The following is a 15,924-nucleotide window of genomic DNA, read 5'->3' as shown; positions in this document are numbered from 1 at the left end:
GAGTTCCAAACTCTGTCAGGGCTTTGCAGCATCTACTTAAAAATCTTTTTAATAATATTCCCGATTTCCATAAAATCATCATGATTCCCTACCGATCTTTTTTCAGAGTTATTTTCATTAAATTCGGAATAAGGGAAAATCAGCAAATAATTTTTATCCGGCAGGTTTTTGTTCAGCAGCTCCGGAATTAATCTCATTCTCGGAATATAAGAATGCATTCCGCGTTTTGCCATAAAAAGTATTAATGCCTCATCTTCCTTCAGCTGTGAAGCGGTTTCTTCGCCGTCTTTCCAGGTTTTCATAATGATAAATTCGGCCTCAATATTAGCTTTTTTAAGAATTCTCTGGAGGATGTTCAGAATATTTTCGGCAGCATAAAAAACAACAGTTGCCCCTGAATTTCTGGCAATATTCCAGACTCTTAAAAGTGCATGGAAAAAGCCGGCTTCCTTGTGGGCATTTTCAGGAATCATTACGGCGTATTTCTTAATGGTTGACAAAGGTTGTGCCGCGTGGTAAACAAGCACATTGACATCGTCGTTTTGAAGATAGCCATTATAAAGGTTATACACAAAAGCAGGGGAGAAGCCTTTTTCATCCTCCAACCCGATAATAAGATCCGTGATATTCTGTTCCTTAATGACATTATTAATTCCGTTTACCACATCATTATCATATCTCTTTAGTGTCTGCATTTTCACGTCTGAAGCCGCTGCCGTATCTGCCGCCTGGTGAAGAAGCTTTTCTGCATTCTTTACCGAAGATTCATTTTTATCTTCATTAATGACATTTAAAGCAAATAAATCTTCTGTATTGGAGTGTGCTTTGATCATGATGCCCAAGTTTACCATTCTTTCCACCGTTGCTTCGTAATTTAAAGCCAAAAGAATATTTTCTTCTTCATGATTTTTACCGGAAACCGTATCCTCATTGTCTTGCTCGGCAATTTTTTGTGCACTCGACATAGAGATAAAGGAAGAGATCGTACAGGAAATAAGAATCAGCAGAATACTTCCGTTCAAAACATGTTCATTGAGTAAACGAACAGGTTCACCGGTTTCAGTTTCGGAGAGAATAATATTATATCCCACCATAACAGAAGCTAATGTTGCCGCTGCGGAGGCTGAGCTTAAACCAAAAATGAGTTTCCCTTCTTCACCGGAAAGTCTGAAAGTTTTTTGGGTAGCAACTGCCGAAAGATATTTTCCACCTATGGATGCAACGAGCATAATTCCTGCAACTTCCAGCGTTTCCCAACTTTTAAAAAAGACTTTAAAATCAATCAGCATACCTACACTTATCAAAAAGAAAGGAATAAAAATGGCATTTCCTACAAATTCTACTCGGTTCATAAGAGAAGAAGTGTGCGGGATTAATCTGTTTAAGGCTAGACCTGCAAAAAAAGCACCGATAATGGCTTCAACACCTGCTAATTCAGCAAGTAAGGCTGCAAGATATATCATAACCAGTACAAAAATATACTGTGAAATTTTATCATCAACCTTTTTGAAAAACCATCGTCCGATTATTGGGAAAACAAACAATACAATCAGTCCGAAAATAATAAATGAAACCGAAAGTTTTACCCAGAATTCAGTTCCTACCTCACCCTGCGACATGCCAACGATAACAGCAAGGACCAATAAGGCAAGAATATCTGTAATCATGGTCCCGCCAACGGTAATGTTTACAGCAGGATTTTTTGCAATTCCCAGTTTGCTCACTAGAGGATAGGCAATAAGTGTATGTGATGAAAACAAGCTGGCAAAAAGTATTGAGGTGAGCATGGAAAAACCAAGAATATAGAAAGCACCTAAATATCCTAATACAAAAGGAACCGTAAAGGTATAAATGCCGAATGTAAGGCTTTTCCACTTGTTTTTTTTGAAATCTCCCATATCAATTTCCAGGCCTGCCAGAAACATAATGTATAAAAGTCCGGTAGTTCCGGTAACCACAATGCTGCTGTCTCTTGCCAGAATATTGAAACCATTCGGGCCGATTACGGCGCCGGCAATAATGAGGCCCAGAAGATGCGGGACTTTTATTTTATTCAGAAGAAGGGGAGCTGCCAGAATGATAATCAGCACAAGAAGAAACTTCAGCACCGGATCTTCGATGGGGAAACTCAGATTATGTATGCTCAGTAAGTTCATAAGTGTTTATTTGGTTGAACGGATAAGTTCTACAGAGAATTTTGCCATACAGTTATCTACAGCTATTGTTCTTGTACCTCTGATTTTGTTTGGTGAAATTTCATTCAGCAAGACATTCATTTCCACCCGTTTTTTTGATGTGGAATCTGTTTTGTAATTGAGTTTGATCTCGTTGTTTTCAAATTTCCCGGAGTATACCCTCACCAGATTGTTATTATTGATAATTTTCGTTGAAAGCTGTAAAGAATCGCTGTCGAATTCCCAGGTATCGGTACGCTGATCTCCAACCACATAATCGTTACAGTTGGATTCTGTGCAAATTACTTTTCCTGTCCATGCGCCGGCAACCTCTTTTGGCCAGACTGTAATTTTTATGGAATCTTTCTTTGAGAAAATACTGTCTCTCATCTTTAAAAGAGATTGATATTCAGATTCTTTCTGAGCAAATATCTTCTCTTTTTCCAGCAGCTGTTTTTCTCTCATCATAAGATCAGTTTCCTTTTTTTTATCGTCACAGGCAACTAAAAGAAATGAAATCGTAATGATAATAAATAGTACGTTTTTAAGCATATTGTAATTTTGGATTAAACAATATAATAAAAAATGATGATAATAAGAAATTCTAAAGGTTCAAAATACTCGTCGGGATCTTTATCATTAGTCTTTATTTAACCAATTTGTGCCTTTTAAACATTTCCCGGTTGTAATTGATGACGAACACTCCAAGGATGATCAGACCTGCAGCAATGATAAATTTAGCAGAAATGTCTTCTTTAAGAAGCAACCAGCTTAAGAATATGGAAATAATAGTATTCACATATGCCAGAATGGAAACCTGAACCGGTGAAACTCTTGTTAAGGCATAATGATAAGCAAAAAAAGCTGCTACGGAACCGAACAGGGATAAATATAACATGGCCGAAACACTTTTCAGCGACCAGTTCCCGAAGTTATAATCTTTGGTGAATAAAAATGCGAAGATGATCTGAATAATTCCGGCAAAAGCAAACTGGTAGAAAAGGTTTAATGAAATATTTTTACTCTGAATATTCATCTTTTTTGTGAAAATAGTTCCGGAGGCCCAACCCAGAATACCACAAAACAGAAGGAAAATCCCAAATCTATACTCCGGAATCGCAAGATCATGGATGCCGTCCCAGAAAATAAATGTTATTCCTCCGAAACATAATGATACGCCGATAAGTGCTCTGAAAGTAAACTTCTGTAAACCTAGTGCCACGCTTCCAAGAAATACAATAATGGGTGATGTTGCACTGATTAAAGATGTAAGGCTGCTGGTAAGTGTTTCTTCTGCAACCGTTGTTAATCCGTTGGCAACAATCAGCATCAATGATGAAAAAACAAGCTGATAGCCCAGATTTTTCCAGCCGATCCACTGAAATTGTCTTCTGTATAAAATGATCATAAGCATGATGATGGAAGCCAGAAACTGACGGATTCCCGCTACAAACCAGGCAGGGATAGTTTCAACAGCAACCCGGATGGATAAAAAAGTAGTTCCCCAGACAATAGCAACAGTCAGGATTGCGAGCGTAAGTTTATAATCTTTCAAAATGTGGTTGTATGGTTAGCAAAAATACTTAATTTAAAATTGAATGTCGTCTAAAGACAGCGCATGCCGTTGATAGGAACAACTTTTGCGCCTTTTTGCACGGAGCTTATTAATTTTTTATCTTTGAGGATCTAATAAACAGAAGAATGGTAGGAATTATTATGGGAAGTCAGAGCGACTTGCCGATCATGGAACAGGCTGCAAATTTTTTAAAATCTTTGGATATTCCGTATGAGCTGACGGTAGTTTCCGCACACAGAACGCCGGAAAGGATGTTCGATTATGCTAAAACAGCCAGGGAAAGAGGCCTGAAAGTAATTGTAGCCGGAGCAGGCGGAGCAGCACATCTTCCGGGAATGGTTGCAAGCTGTACAACATTACCCGTGATTGGAGTTCCTATTTTATCAAGTAATTCTATCGATGGATGGGATTCTGTCTTGTCAATTCTTCAGATGCCCGGAGGAATTCCTGTGGCAACTGTTGCTTTGAATGGTGCTTTGAACGCAGGAATCTTAGCAGCAAAAATTATTGCGGCTTCAGACCATCTGGTGGCTGAAAATCTTCAGAAATATCAGGACGCACTTAAAGATAAAGTTTTGGGAACAGTTGATGATATTAAAGCAAAGCATCCTAATCATTTTGACCAGTAAAATACGGTAGATAAATCATTTGGGGCTCACGATTATCGTGAGCCCCAAATGATTATTGCTTGATAAATTTGAAATGATGCCTTTTATCTTTAGTGATAATTTGTATTGTGTAATTTCCTGTTGCTAAATATTTAACATCAATTTTATTGTCATTTAACTCTTGCCGGAGAACAATTCTTCCTGATGCATCGAAAATGATACACTTAATCCCTTTGATATTCTTAAGGTAAATAATATCTTTTGTCGGATTCGGATAAATAGAAAAAGTATTGTTAAGAGATGCTTCTGAAGTTGCCAGAATTCTGCATTCTCCGAGATTATCTCCGGTAATTTGCCATCCTTTGGCAATAAGAGCGCTTCTATAACTAATTATATCTGAAGAGTAGGACAGAGGTGCAACAGAGCCTATATTTACATTATTTGCCGTGTTGTTGTTCATTCCCCAGCCTTTTAATGTCTTGCTGTAATTGACACAGTTTAAACCGGAATTGTTAAGCATGGAAGATGCCATCACCAAAGCCTGAAGGTTCCAGTTTCCAAGATCCTGGTTAAAGCTGGTTGCATTTTGAAACATCGATTCCGTACGTATTATCTTGCCCATATCCCAGTTTCCGATGTCCTGATTAAAATTTATTGCACTAAAGAACATGAAATGACAGGTAATTACATTGGAAGTATCCCAGTTTCCGATAGGCTGGTTGAAGGAGTCAGCCATAAAAACATAAATTCCATATCCGTATTTTTTGACATATCCCAGTTTCCGATTGGCTGATTGAAGTTTGTTGCATGCTGAAACATGCTTGATGTGGTTGTTACTTTAGAGGTATCCCAGTTTGCAAGAGGCTGATTGAAAAGATTGCAAAACCCAAAAGTACCTTCCATTTTGGTGACATTGGAAGTATCCCAGTTTTCAACGCAGCGGTTGAATATATAACAGGCGAAAAATGCATTTGAAATATCTGTAACATGAGAGATATTCCAGTTATTGATGGTTGGATTTAACAGTAAATTAAAACATTGAGAAAACATTTTAGCCATACTGTTAACATTCGACAAATCCGGGATGTCAGTTGCCGGAACATCCAGGTTGCTGCATACAGTAAAGGCTTCCTTCATTGTTGTCCATTGATTATTTCCCCACTGTTCTACACTAATGATTTTTTGAGTGTCGCCTACAACTGCAGGTGTCTGAGGAAATAAATCTGTATCGGCAAATCTGATATTGCTGTAGCTTCCCGTTACCTTTAATCTGTAGGTTGCATTAGCCGGATTAGGATTTAATGGCATTCCGAAGTCGATCAGGATATCAAGATTCGAAGAAAGGCTGGTTAAGTTTCCATTATGAGACGGATATCCGATTTCTTCCCATGCAACATCGAAATTAGTTCCTCTCATTGGAAAGAAAATCTGAGTATCTGTAGAAACAACTCCGGTTTGTAAAGCAGAAGTCTGGATATTAGACGGCTTCCATACCGTAATAAATTCATTCTGAGCCTTTAGGAATTGGGCTAAACTTATCAAAAGAATTAAAAAAGATAGTTTTTTCAGCATCTTTATTTTTTAATGAATTTGAAATTCAAAAGTTGATTTTTTACCATGAATTGTAAAACATAATTTCCCTTTGTCAGAGAGCTGATATCTATTTTATGATCACGCAAAGTATTCTGAAGAACGATTCTTCCTGATGCATCCACAATGGTATATCCTGTAGCATTTTTTTCATTTTTAAGATAAATAAAATCTGTTGCAGGATTCGGATAAATACTGATCTGATTTTTTAAAGGATTTTCTGAAGCAGATAGCAAACCTTCGCATTCCATGATATAATTATCTCCTGATATTAACCAACCTTTATTATTTATTAAAAAATCCCTGGCGGCCAAAGATGCCGATGAACTGTACACAAGCGGCGCCACACTGTATAAATTAATTCCCGAAGGAGTAGCAGGGTTATTGGCCCATCCTTCCAGAGTATTTCCGTAGTTGGTACAATCTATTCCCGAACTGGCAATCATTCTTGCAGCCATGGAGAGTACGCTTAAATTCCATTTTCCCAAGCTATAGTTAAAGGCAAAGGCCTGTTCTAATATAGATCTCATATCCGTAACTTTTGAAGTATCCCAATCCGTAATATCCTGGTTGAATTCCAGACAAATATGAAGCATATGCGTCATGCTGGTAACCTTTGAAGTATTCCAGTTTCCGATAGGCTGATTAAATTTAGGGAGATAGTGGAACATCCAGTCCATATTGGTTACATTCGAAACATTCCAGTTTCCAATTGGCTGGTTGAAATTTCCTGCGCTGGCAAATAAGTGGCTCATATTGTTTACGGAAGAGGTGTTCCAAAGATTGAACGTAGGATTTCCGAGAAGGGATGAGCAATTGTAGAACATGGCTACCATGCTGTTTACAGAGGATAAATCCGGAATGTCGGTTGCTGTTACATCAAGATTTGTACACTCTGAAAATGCCCATTCCATATTGGCCCACTGGATATTTCCCCATTGCGAAACTTCTAATATTTTTTTTGTATCTCCATTGAAAGAAGTAATGGTGGGGATACGAAGGCTTGGAGAAATGAATGCCTCATTAGGGAATTTTACAGCCTGGAAATTTCCGTTGCCATTGCTTATTTTAACTTTATAAGTGGCACTACCCGGGTTTGGATTAAGAGGAGCTCCGAAATCGATGAGAAAATGATCTGCGGAAGTTACGGTAAAGCTACTGTTATGGTTAGGAAATCCTATTTCTTCCCAAGATACATTAAAATTATTTCCAGATCCGGGAAACCAGATCTGATTAACCGTAGAACCGGATCCCGAAAAAACAGTAGTACTTTGGTTGCTGGGTTTCCAGATGGTGATAAACTCATTCTGGGCTTCTAATGTTTGACAAAAAATCAGGCATAAAAAAGTTACGATATATCTTAACATGAGCAATATTTTCAATGTTCTTTATTCTTTAATGAATTTATGAGTTTGAACTTTATCTTTTGTTACGATCTGTAAAATGTAATTTCCTTTTGATAAAGTGCTGATGTTGATGATTTCATTTTCTATCTTTCCTTCCTTTAGTAGTCTTCCGGATGCATCAACAATTCTGTATTTTTCAGCGCCATGTAAGTGTTCTGTATGGATATTATCTTTCGCGGGATTAGGATAAATTGAAGCTGCTTTTGTGGTTTTAATTTCAGAAGTTGCAAGAAAACAGCTTCCAACTGAGTCTCCTGAAATAATCCAGTTTTTGTTATTAATGAGAAAGTCTCTTTCATTGACAATATTGGAGGCGTATTTTGCCGGCGTTGTAGACCCCAGATTGACATTGTTTGCCGTATTGGTATTGTTTGCCCAGGCTACAAGTGTTTTACTGTAATTGTTGCAATCAATAGCAGTATTTACAATCATACTTGAAGCATCGCTCACTGATGCTAAAGTCCAGTTTTCGAATGATTGATTATAGCTTGATGCCTCTGTTAAAAAAGTATTTATCGTTGTAACGTTACTTACATTCCAGGAGTTTAAGTTTTGATTGAATGAAGTACAGCCATGAAATACGTGTGCCATATTTGTAACATTGGATGTGTTCCACATATTTAAAGGCTGATTGAATACAGGAATCATATGAAACATGAAATGCATATCCTGAAGACTTGAAGTGTTCCAATTGTCCAATCGCTGATTGAAGCTTACACATTGACCAAACATCCAGGCCATATTGGTAACTTTTGAAACGTCCCAATTGTTTACACTTTGATTGAATGCTGTTCTTCCGGCCAGCATATAACTCATATCTGTAGCTGAAGAAGTATTCCAGTTTCCTATAAAAGGTGAATTGAACTGGTGAGGAATAGTAGAAGTGCTTGTAAGACAAGAAAACATAAAGCTGAAGTTCTTAACTTTAGAAGTATTCCAGTTTTGCATAGAAGGGGCTCCTGTAAATTGCGGAGTTCCAAAAAACATAAAAGATACATCTGTAACAGCGTTAAGGTTCGGGCTGTCCGTTGCAGTAAGCTGTAGGGATAGACAATTGGTAAAAGCAGAATTCATAGAGATCCATGAGATGTTTCCCCATTGCTCTATTTCTGTTATTTTATCAGCGCTGCCAAACATCTGCCAGATTGGTATAACCAATTCTGCAGCATTAAATAATTGTGCTGTTCCAAATTTTATTTGTCTGAAAACACCGTTTCCATTGGAGACTTTTACTCTGTAAGTGGCACCGGAAGAATCTCCGCTTGATGTTCCGAAATCAATTAAAACCTGATTGGCAGAGGTTACGTTCGTCATAATTCCGTTGTGAAGCGGATAACCAATTTCTTCCCACTCAATTGTATAATTTTCACCATTGCCGGGAAACCAGATTTGATTTGAATTTGCCTGAAAAGGAGCGTCTACAGTAACACTGGGATTTGAAACAAGGCCAGGCTGCCAAATAGTAATAAACTCATTCTGTGCTTTCGTAATCTGAAAGAAAAAAATACAAATTGTAATGAGTAATAGTTTTTTCATAGTTATATAGTTTGGAGTGAGAAATAACGAAGTATAATTTTATTAATCTAAATATTTGGATAAATATTGTTGATTTATTTTTAAAATTAATGTGTTATTATTGAATATTTCTTATTAAAAGCAAATATAGTGTTTTTCTATAAATATCTTTAATTTGTGAATTAAATACTGTAAAATAAAAATGCTCATCAAATTTGATGAGCATTGTATGATTGAATGGTTAAACTGATTAATCTGATTAATCTTCTATCATATTGTCCCGTGTATTTTTTTGTACGGCAATGGCACCGAACAGCGCCAATAAAAATGCAAATGCATAAAATCCTTTTTCACTCGGAAGAATGGTAGCGTTCCAAAGTCCGATAGCCAGTAAAACAAGCGAAGAAAGGGTGGCAAACCAGCAAATGCCGTAATAAAGATCTGTCACCCTGATGTTTTCCAATCGGTCTCTAACAGCTTTCTGTAAAGAAACTACAGCAAATAATCCGTACAAAAGAATGGTGAAATAATATCCTTTCTCATTAAGTTCCATTTCTGCTCTGACAAGCCCCGTAATAAATCCGATCATTCCTGCTCCCAAGGCGATCCACGACGCTGCTACAAATGCAGTCGATACTTTTTGTTTTTTCATGTTAATGTTTTAATAGAAGGCTAAAGATATTAATTTAAATTTAATGCAAACCATAACTTAATTTCTGAAATTTTATTGTTTAAAATGATAAAAAGAAGAACGGTCTGACTTATAGAGTTTTTTGTTTCAGCGGCGGCGAAGCCGCCGCTGAAACAAAAAACTCTCCTGAAAAGGAGAGTTTTATATCTAAAAGCGATGAGCTTATTAATATCTGTAATATTCCGGTTTGAAAGGTCCTTCAACATTTACCCCGATATAATCAGCCTGTTCCTGGGAAAGAGTTTCAAGCTCAACACTTAATTTCTTAAGGTGAAGGGCGGCTACTTTTTCATCAAGATGTTTTGGAAGCATGTATACTTCATTTTTGTATGCTGCAGAATTGTTCCAAAGCTCGATCTGAGCCAGTGTCTGGTTTGAGAAAGAATTGGACATTACAAAGCTTGGGTGTCCTGTAGCACATCCTAGATTTACAAGTCTTCCTTCCGCAAGAATGATTACTTCTTTACCTTCAATGGTATAAATATCCACCTGTGGTTTTACTTCAGATTTTGTGTGACCATAGTTTTCGTTCAGCCAAGCCATATCGATTTCGTTATCGAAGTGGCCGATGTTACAAACGATTGCTTTATCCTTTAATTTTAAGAAATGTTCTTTTCTTACAATGTTAAAGTTACCTGTAGTAGTGATTACGATATCTGCGTTATCCACTACCGTATCCAGTCTTTTAACTTCATATCCGTCCATTGCAGCCTGAAGCGCACAGATCGGGTCGATTTCAGTTACAGTAACGATAGATCCTGCTCCTCTGAAAGATGCGGCAGTACCTTTTCCAACGTCTCCGTATCCGCAAACTACAACTCTCTTACCAGCCAGCATAATATCTGTAGCTCTTCTTACAGCATCTACTGCAGATTCTTTACATCCGTATTTGTTGTCAAATTTAGATTTCGTTACAGAATCATTTACGTTGATCGCAGGCATTACTAATGTTCCGTTCTTCATTCTCTCGTAAAGTCTGTGAACACCTGTTGTGGTTTCTTCGGAAAGACCTTTGATTTCTTTGGTTAATTCAGGATATTTATCAAAAACCATATTTGTTAAATCTCCACCGTCATCAAGGATCATATTCAATGGCTTTCTGTCTTCGCCGAAGAATATAGTCTGCTCAATACACCAGTCGAATTCTTCTGCATTCATACCTTTCCATGCATATACAGGAATTCCGGCAGCAGCGATAGCCGCAGCAGCGTGATCCTGAGTAGAAAAAATATTACAAGAAGACCAGGTAACTTCAGCTCCTAAAGCAACCAGTGTCTCAATAAGCACAGCGGTCTGGATGGTCATGTGAAGACATCCTGCAATTCTTGCTCCTTTTAGCGGCTGAGAGGGTCCGTATTCTTCACGGATTGCCATAAGACCGGGCATTTCAGCTTCTGCAAGATTTATTTCTTTTCTTCCCCATTCTGCCAGGGAGATATCCTTAACTTTGTAAGGAAGATATTGTGTTGTAGTACTCATATGTAAATGAATAAGTTTTAATTCAATAATAATATGCAAAATTACAACTAATAATTAATATATAAAAACGGCATCTTCCGAACTTGAAATAAGTGCTAAATATCATATTTGTTTTGAAATTCATTATAGGGTATTTCAGCGTAGAAATTTTCATTAATTTTACACGAATAAATTAATCAATGCCACTTTACCGCGACTTTTCTGATGATAATGCTACAATTCTCGTATGGAAATATGATGAAACAGAGGATCTTGATATTCATAAACTTCTGGAACCTGAAAATGCAGAGAAAGTAAAAGACTATCATCCCAAAAAACTGCTAGAAGTTTTAATGGTCCGAAAACTCCTGAAAGGCCTTAAACCCAACTCTAAAATTTTATATAAGGAAAGAGAACCGTTTCTTTCTCCGAAGGATGCTGAAATCTCCATTACCCATTCTTTTCCGTTTGCAGCTATAGCCATTTCCAAAAATAAAATAGGAATTGATATTGAGAAATTCAATCCTAAAATTCTCAGGGTAATTGATAAATTCACCTATGAAAATGAAAGAGGGTTTATTCCTTTTGATAATGAAGTAACGTTTTATACCATTATCTGGAGCGTAAAGGAAAGCATGTATAAAATCCATCATTCCAAGCACTGGTCACTAAAAAAGCATTATGAAGTAAAACCTTTTGAACTGAAGCATCTCCATAATATCAAATGCAGAGTGCATGATGATACAATGTCTGATGAGTTGAAGGCCAGAGTAGAATTTTTCGATGAATATTGCTTTACGATTGTTGAGGAATAATCTTACGCGTTTCTTTATTTTCAGTCTCATTCTTATATTTCTCAATTACTTTTCGCTGTTCTTTGGCAACATCAAAAATCAGTTCAAGAATATCATGAATATTTTTAAGCTCTGTAAGATGCGAAATCTTATCAGGATCCCTCAGATCATAGGTTTCATTTTCTATGAGCTGTGTTTTTCTTTTCATAATAAGATCATCAAGAGAAGAATCTTCCGGTTCGATTCTACTCTCCATCTTCAGGATTTCCGTTATTGTATCGCCGTTTAAAAGGTTGCAGACTTTCTGCATTTCCGCTTCAATTTTACGGCTCCATCCTTCGGCATCGATTTCAGGATATTTTTCATCATCCTTTACATATTGAGAAAGGGAGGCTGTGTAGGCTGTGATAAGATGGGAAGTCGCAACAAACTGATGGACAACTTCCAGTTTTTTCTGCTGGTTTTTGGGTTCGGAAATCATTCTCTGGAAATTATCAGAGAGATTGGCGAGCGAAATAATCGCATTTTTTCGTTTTACTTTATAATCCTGAATATCAAAACCTTCTTCAAGGAATTTTGAAATTACGCTTTGGAAATAAATCAGATTACATTCTGCGGATTTTTTCATTAAATCCAGATTCTGGGTATGTTCCCATACCGGAAGTACGACATAAGCAACTAGTGAAGTAATGACCGCTGCAACAATGGTGTCAACAATCCTGTCCCTGAAAATAATATTAACATTGCCCGGGCTCAGGAAGTTGAAGCTCAGGAACACATAAATCGTCATAAATAAAACAGCCCAGAAATACTTACCTTTCAGGAAGCTGAAGCACATAATCATGCTCATTAAAAGAATGGCAAAAAGAAATTCGTTCACCTGGATATAATGCAGAATGGCATAAGCAATCACTGCGCCGGCAATAGTACCGTACAATCTCAGCAGGTTTCTTTTCTTGGTAATAGAGTAGGCCGGTTTTAAAATTGCCACAATAGTAATCAAAATCCAGTAGGTATGCCCGATTCCTAATAGCTGAAAGAGAGAAAACAGATATCCGATCAACAAAGCAATCGTAATCCTGAGGGCATGTCTGAAATGAGATGAAGAGAATGAAATATTATTTTTTAAAACTTTAATATTGAGTTTTTCCTCATTAGGCATAAACTTTTTGAGGTCTAATCCTGTAGAAAGACTCTTGGCCAGTTTAACGTTCTGGGAAAAAACTTTATAAATTTCATTGATTTCTTTGGTAATTTCATTAATGCGCATCAGGATCTGTCTGAGAACCATGAAGTTTTCAAAGTTTTCAGGGGAGATCCGCTTGTTTCTCAGTTCGAAATAGTCATTATTCAGATATTTTAATTCTTCTTCAAGATTGGAAATAGGTCTTGCCCTCGTGCCAATCTGAAGCGATATCCCTATATTGGTAATCTCCTCGGAAAGAAGGTTGAGGTAATCATGAATCTTTACTAAAATCGTAGTGTCTTCGAAACTTTGCTGCAATTTCTGATAGTTACTTTCCGAAGTCATCAGCTTTTCATGAAGATCCATGGAATTGAGGAACATCAGCATTAACAGCCGACTCGTCGTAGTAGATTCGTTAACAATAGTTCTTGTTTTAAAAACGGTTTCACGGGTTTCTTCCTGAAGATTTTTTATTTCAATCTGCTTGGCAATAACCTGTGTTGTCAGTTTATCGAAATCCGGGTTTTTCTGATAATAATTGGCCTTGATTTTTAAAAATTCTGCCAGCTGAAGATAATTTTCCCCGATCATCTGGCTGGCCAGCTTATACGGCTGAATGGTTGTTACAATTAAAAAAATCAGTAAAAACCAGATGCATCCTGATGCAAAAATCAAAAGGCTTTTAAGAATGTTGGCACCGGTTAAATGTCCGTCAATAAAGATGGCAAGAACAACCAGTGATAATGAACCGACTGCCGCAAGTCTCTGTCCGTATACGCCAATAAGTGAAAAGAATATTCCGAAAACTATAATTTCTGCAAAAACCAGAATTTTGATATTCATCACAAGACTTGCTATCAATGCTACAAATACAAAGCAAATGATGGCAAATGTTAAGGCGTTTCTTCTTCTTATAAAAGGGCCCGGCTGATCTGTAAGTGCTACAAAGCTTGTTCCTAAAGGGAAGAGAAAGTATTCTTTAAGAATGCCGAAATGGGCGAGAACAAGACACGGAAGCACAGTAGCCAGCGTAATCCTGATGGCAGAATATACATATTGACTGGTAACAAATTTTTTGAGTTCCGCAGAATAGTTCATACTACAAAAATAAGAGTTAAATGTGAATTGCAGGTTTTAGTTGGTAAGGTAAATATGAATTTTTTTAGATCTTATTCATCATACGGCTCAGATATTAATAGGTATAATGACTGTTCTTTTATATTGAGAAATTCATCAGCAAATTTTAAACCATCTAATAAATTTTTAAGAAGTGTAAACCTATGAAAAACCTATAGAATTTACAGCTTCAACATTTTAATGCTCATTGCTGACTAAGAAAGTCTGAATTTTCAATGGTGATTGAGGATCTCGAAGTCACCAGTCCTGCAATATAGCCCCGATCGCAGCAATTGTTTGAGCTCATTTTATGTTTCGGATTGCGGCGGCGAAGCCGCCGCAATCCGAAACATAAAATAGCGAGTGCGGAGAGCGGGAAAAAGCTTCCAATAAAATATATATTGCTTTTCGATGTAATCAAATTGCTCCTTGAAAATATTAATTACAATTCGACGAAGTCAAAAAGCTTCCAATGAGAAGTGTGTGCTTTTCGATGTAATCAATTGCTCCTTAAAAAATAATAAATTACCAAATTCGACGAAGTCAAAAGCTTCTGAAAATAAAAAAGTCCCATAAAAATATGAGACTTTTGTTTGATATATGGTATTTCTTAATAATCTACATTTGATGTTTCTTCACCGATGTTCCAGGTAAGTCCGAAACGCAGGGTGTTGTCCAATGCAGTATTAATTTTCGACATATTGATAAGGTAGGAAATATCAAGACCGAAAGAACGGTATTTTAATCCGATACCTGCAGTAGCAAATTGTCTTGCTCCCTGCTCTTCACTTTCGTGGAAATAACCTGTTCTTACTGAAAATGCATTGTCATAAGAATATTCCAAGGCTCCACTCATCATGATAGAATTCGGATTTTTAAAGGATTTTCCGATACCCGCCATTACGCCAACATTTGGAACTTCATAGATCGGCTGTCTTGTGTTAGGATCTGTTCCTACAAATTCTGAACCCGGAACCAGGATTTTAGAACCTTCAAAACTAATGCCCACTCTGTTCATATCATCAAGGTACATGTCGTAACCAAGTCCTAATCTTGCCATAGTAGGCAAATAAGATCTTGATTCTTCATTTCCGGTATAATCTAATTTAGGTCCAAGGTTCTGTACCGCGAAACCTGCATTCACTTTTCCATCCATACCTCCGAAACTTGAAAATCTTGGAGAAGTATAATATCCTGACACGTCTACTGCAAAGGAATTTGCAGGTTTTAGTGTTGTATCCGTATTAAATCCTCCGGCTAAGTCTGAACGGATGAATCTACCGGTAACGGCCATAGAGTAAGAATCTGAAAGTTTAAGGCCATACGCTACGTCAATGGAAAATTCGTTTGGCTTGGAAGTACCCAATGAAGTTACTTCATTTCCTACTAACTGAGTAAGATCCACTTCACCCATATTAAAGTAATAAATACTTGCTGAAATGGTAGATCGCTCTTCCTGCCCTAAAAATTTATGGAACGCTCCATACAATAAAAACACATCATTGGTAAGTTTTCCCATGTACGGAGTGTAATTTAGTCCCACAGAAGAACTTGTTCTGCTGAAAGGATATTTTGCAGCATTCCAGAATTGAGAAAAAGCATCCGGAGAGGTAACGACACCCTGATCCCCCATACCTCCAGCTCTTGCATCTGGCGCGATTCTTAAGAAAGGAGCTCCGGTTAATACAGGTCTTACAAGGCTTAAATCTTGAGAATAGCCTAAAAAGCCAGCACTTAACCCAATTCCTAAAAGCAGTTTAGTAGTTAAATTCATATGTTGTCTTTTATATATTATCAGTTTTTTATTGAT

General features: G+C 37.1%; 13 protein-coding genes. 2 read left to right on the top strand and 11 right to left on the bottom strand.

Features of this window, described 5'->3' with window-relative positions:
• Positions 1-32 precede the first annotated feature (32 nt).
• The 3 genes from M0D58_RS06130 to M0D58_RS06120 all read right to left on the bottom strand — a co-directional run bounded on the left by M0D58_RS06130 (position 33) and on the right by M0D58_RS06120 (position 3,729).
• Entirely contained in the window at positions 33-2,156 is a 2,124-nt protein-coding gene (locus M0D58_RS06130) for a cation:proton antiporter (protein ID WP_248394303.1), read from the bottom strand.
• 6 nt (positions 2,157-2,162) lie between these two features.
• Positions 2,163-2,726 (bottom strand): hypothetical protein, encoded by a 564-nt coding sequence (locus M0D58_RS06125; RefSeq protein ID WP_248394302.1) that lies wholly within the window; start codon positions 2,724-2,726, stop codon positions 2,163-2,165.
• A 94-nt stretch (positions 2,727-2,820) separates the two neighbouring features.
• A complete protein-coding gene (locus M0D58_RS06120; protein WP_248394301.1) occupies positions 2,821-3,729 on the bottom strand; it encodes a DMT family transporter in 909 nt (302 codons plus the stop codon).
• A 146-nt stretch (positions 3,730-3,875) separates the two neighbouring features.
• Between M0D58_RS06120 and purE the strand changes: the two genes are divergently transcribed.
• On the top strand, positions 3,876-4,379 hold the full coding sequence (gene purE, locus M0D58_RS06115) for a 5-(carboxyamino)imidazole ribonucleotide mutase (RefSeq protein ID WP_248394300.1): 504 nt from the start codon (positions 3,876-3,878) through the stop codon (positions 4,377-4,379).
• Positions 4,380-4,431: 52 nt separating this feature from the next.
• Here the strand turns inward: purE and M0D58_RS06110 are convergent, their stop codons facing one another.
• The 6 genes from M0D58_RS06110 to ahcY all read right to left on the bottom strand — a co-directional run bounded on the left by M0D58_RS06110 (position 4,432) and on the right by ahcY (position 11,039).
• Positions 4,432-5,094, bottom strand: a complete 663-nt coding sequence (locus M0D58_RS06110) for a BspA family leucine-rich repeat surface protein (protein ID WP_248394299.1) — start codon at positions 5,092-5,094, stop codon at positions 4,432-4,434.
• Complete coding sequence (locus M0D58_RS06105) at positions 5,043-5,930, bottom strand: BspA family leucine-rich repeat surface protein (protein ID WP_248394298.1); 888 nt, start codon at positions 5,928-5,930, stop codon at positions 5,043-5,045. Before M0D58_RS06105 ends, M0D58_RS06110 begins: the two co-directional genes overlap by 52 nt.
• Positions 5,931-5,932: 2 nt before the next feature.
• Positions 5,933-7,315, bottom strand: a complete 1,383-nt coding sequence (locus M0D58_RS06100) for a BspA family leucine-rich repeat surface protein (protein ID WP_248394297.1) — start codon at positions 7,313-7,315, stop codon at positions 5,933-5,935.
• Positions 7,316-7,336: 21 nt separating this feature from the next.
• On the bottom strand, positions 7,337-8,890 hold the full coding sequence (locus M0D58_RS06095) for a BspA family leucine-rich repeat surface protein (RefSeq protein ID WP_248394295.1): 1,554 nt from the start codon (positions 8,888-8,890) through the stop codon (positions 7,337-7,339).
• 238 nt (positions 8,891-9,128) lie between these two features.
• The gene (gene yiaA / locus M0D58_RS06090) at positions 9,129-9,521 is read right to left on the bottom strand and encodes an inner membrane protein YiaA (protein WP_248394293.1); all 393 of its coding nucleotides are present in this window, start codon (positions 9,519-9,521) and stop codon (positions 9,129-9,131) included.
• A 204-nt stretch (positions 9,522-9,725) separates the two neighbouring features.
• Complete coding sequence (gene ahcY / locus M0D58_RS06085) at positions 9,726-11,039, bottom strand: adenosylhomocysteinase (RefSeq protein WP_248394291.1); 1,314 nt, start codon at positions 11,037-11,039, stop codon at positions 9,726-9,728.
• Positions 11,040-11,218: 179 nt separating this feature from the next.
• Between ahcY and M0D58_RS06080 the strand changes: the two genes are divergently transcribed.
• Entirely contained in the window at positions 11,219-11,833 is a 615-nt protein-coding gene (locus M0D58_RS06080; protein ID WP_248394289.1) for a 4'-phosphopantetheinyl transferase family protein, read from the top strand.
• On the opposite strand, the gene M0D58_RS06075 is transcribed toward M0D58_RS06080, so the two are convergent.
• Together M0D58_RS06075 and porV are read right to left on the bottom strand one after the other, a co-directional pair.
• On the bottom strand, positions 11,814-14,096 hold the full coding sequence (locus tag M0D58_RS06075; RefSeq protein WP_248394287.1) for an FUSC family protein: 2,283 nt from the start codon (positions 14,094-14,096) through the stop codon (positions 11,814-11,816). The genes M0D58_RS06080 and M0D58_RS06075 overlap by 20 nt on opposite strands.
• Positions 14,097-14,724: 628 nt before the next feature.
• Complete coding sequence (gene porV / locus M0D58_RS06070) at positions 14,725-15,888, bottom strand: type IX secretion system outer membrane channel protein PorV (RefSeq protein ID WP_248394285.1); 1,164 nt, start codon at positions 15,886-15,888, stop codon at positions 14,725-14,727.
• Positions 15,889-15,924 lie beyond the last annotated feature (36 nt).

Origin of the sequence: Chryseobacterium nepalense, from assembly GCF_023195755.1 — a bacterium.
Classification (GTDB): Bacteria; Bacteroidota; Bacteroidia; order Flavobacteriales; family Weeksellaceae; genus Chryseobacterium; species Chryseobacterium nepalense.
This window is presented reverse-complemented; position numbering and strand designations above follow the sequence as displayed.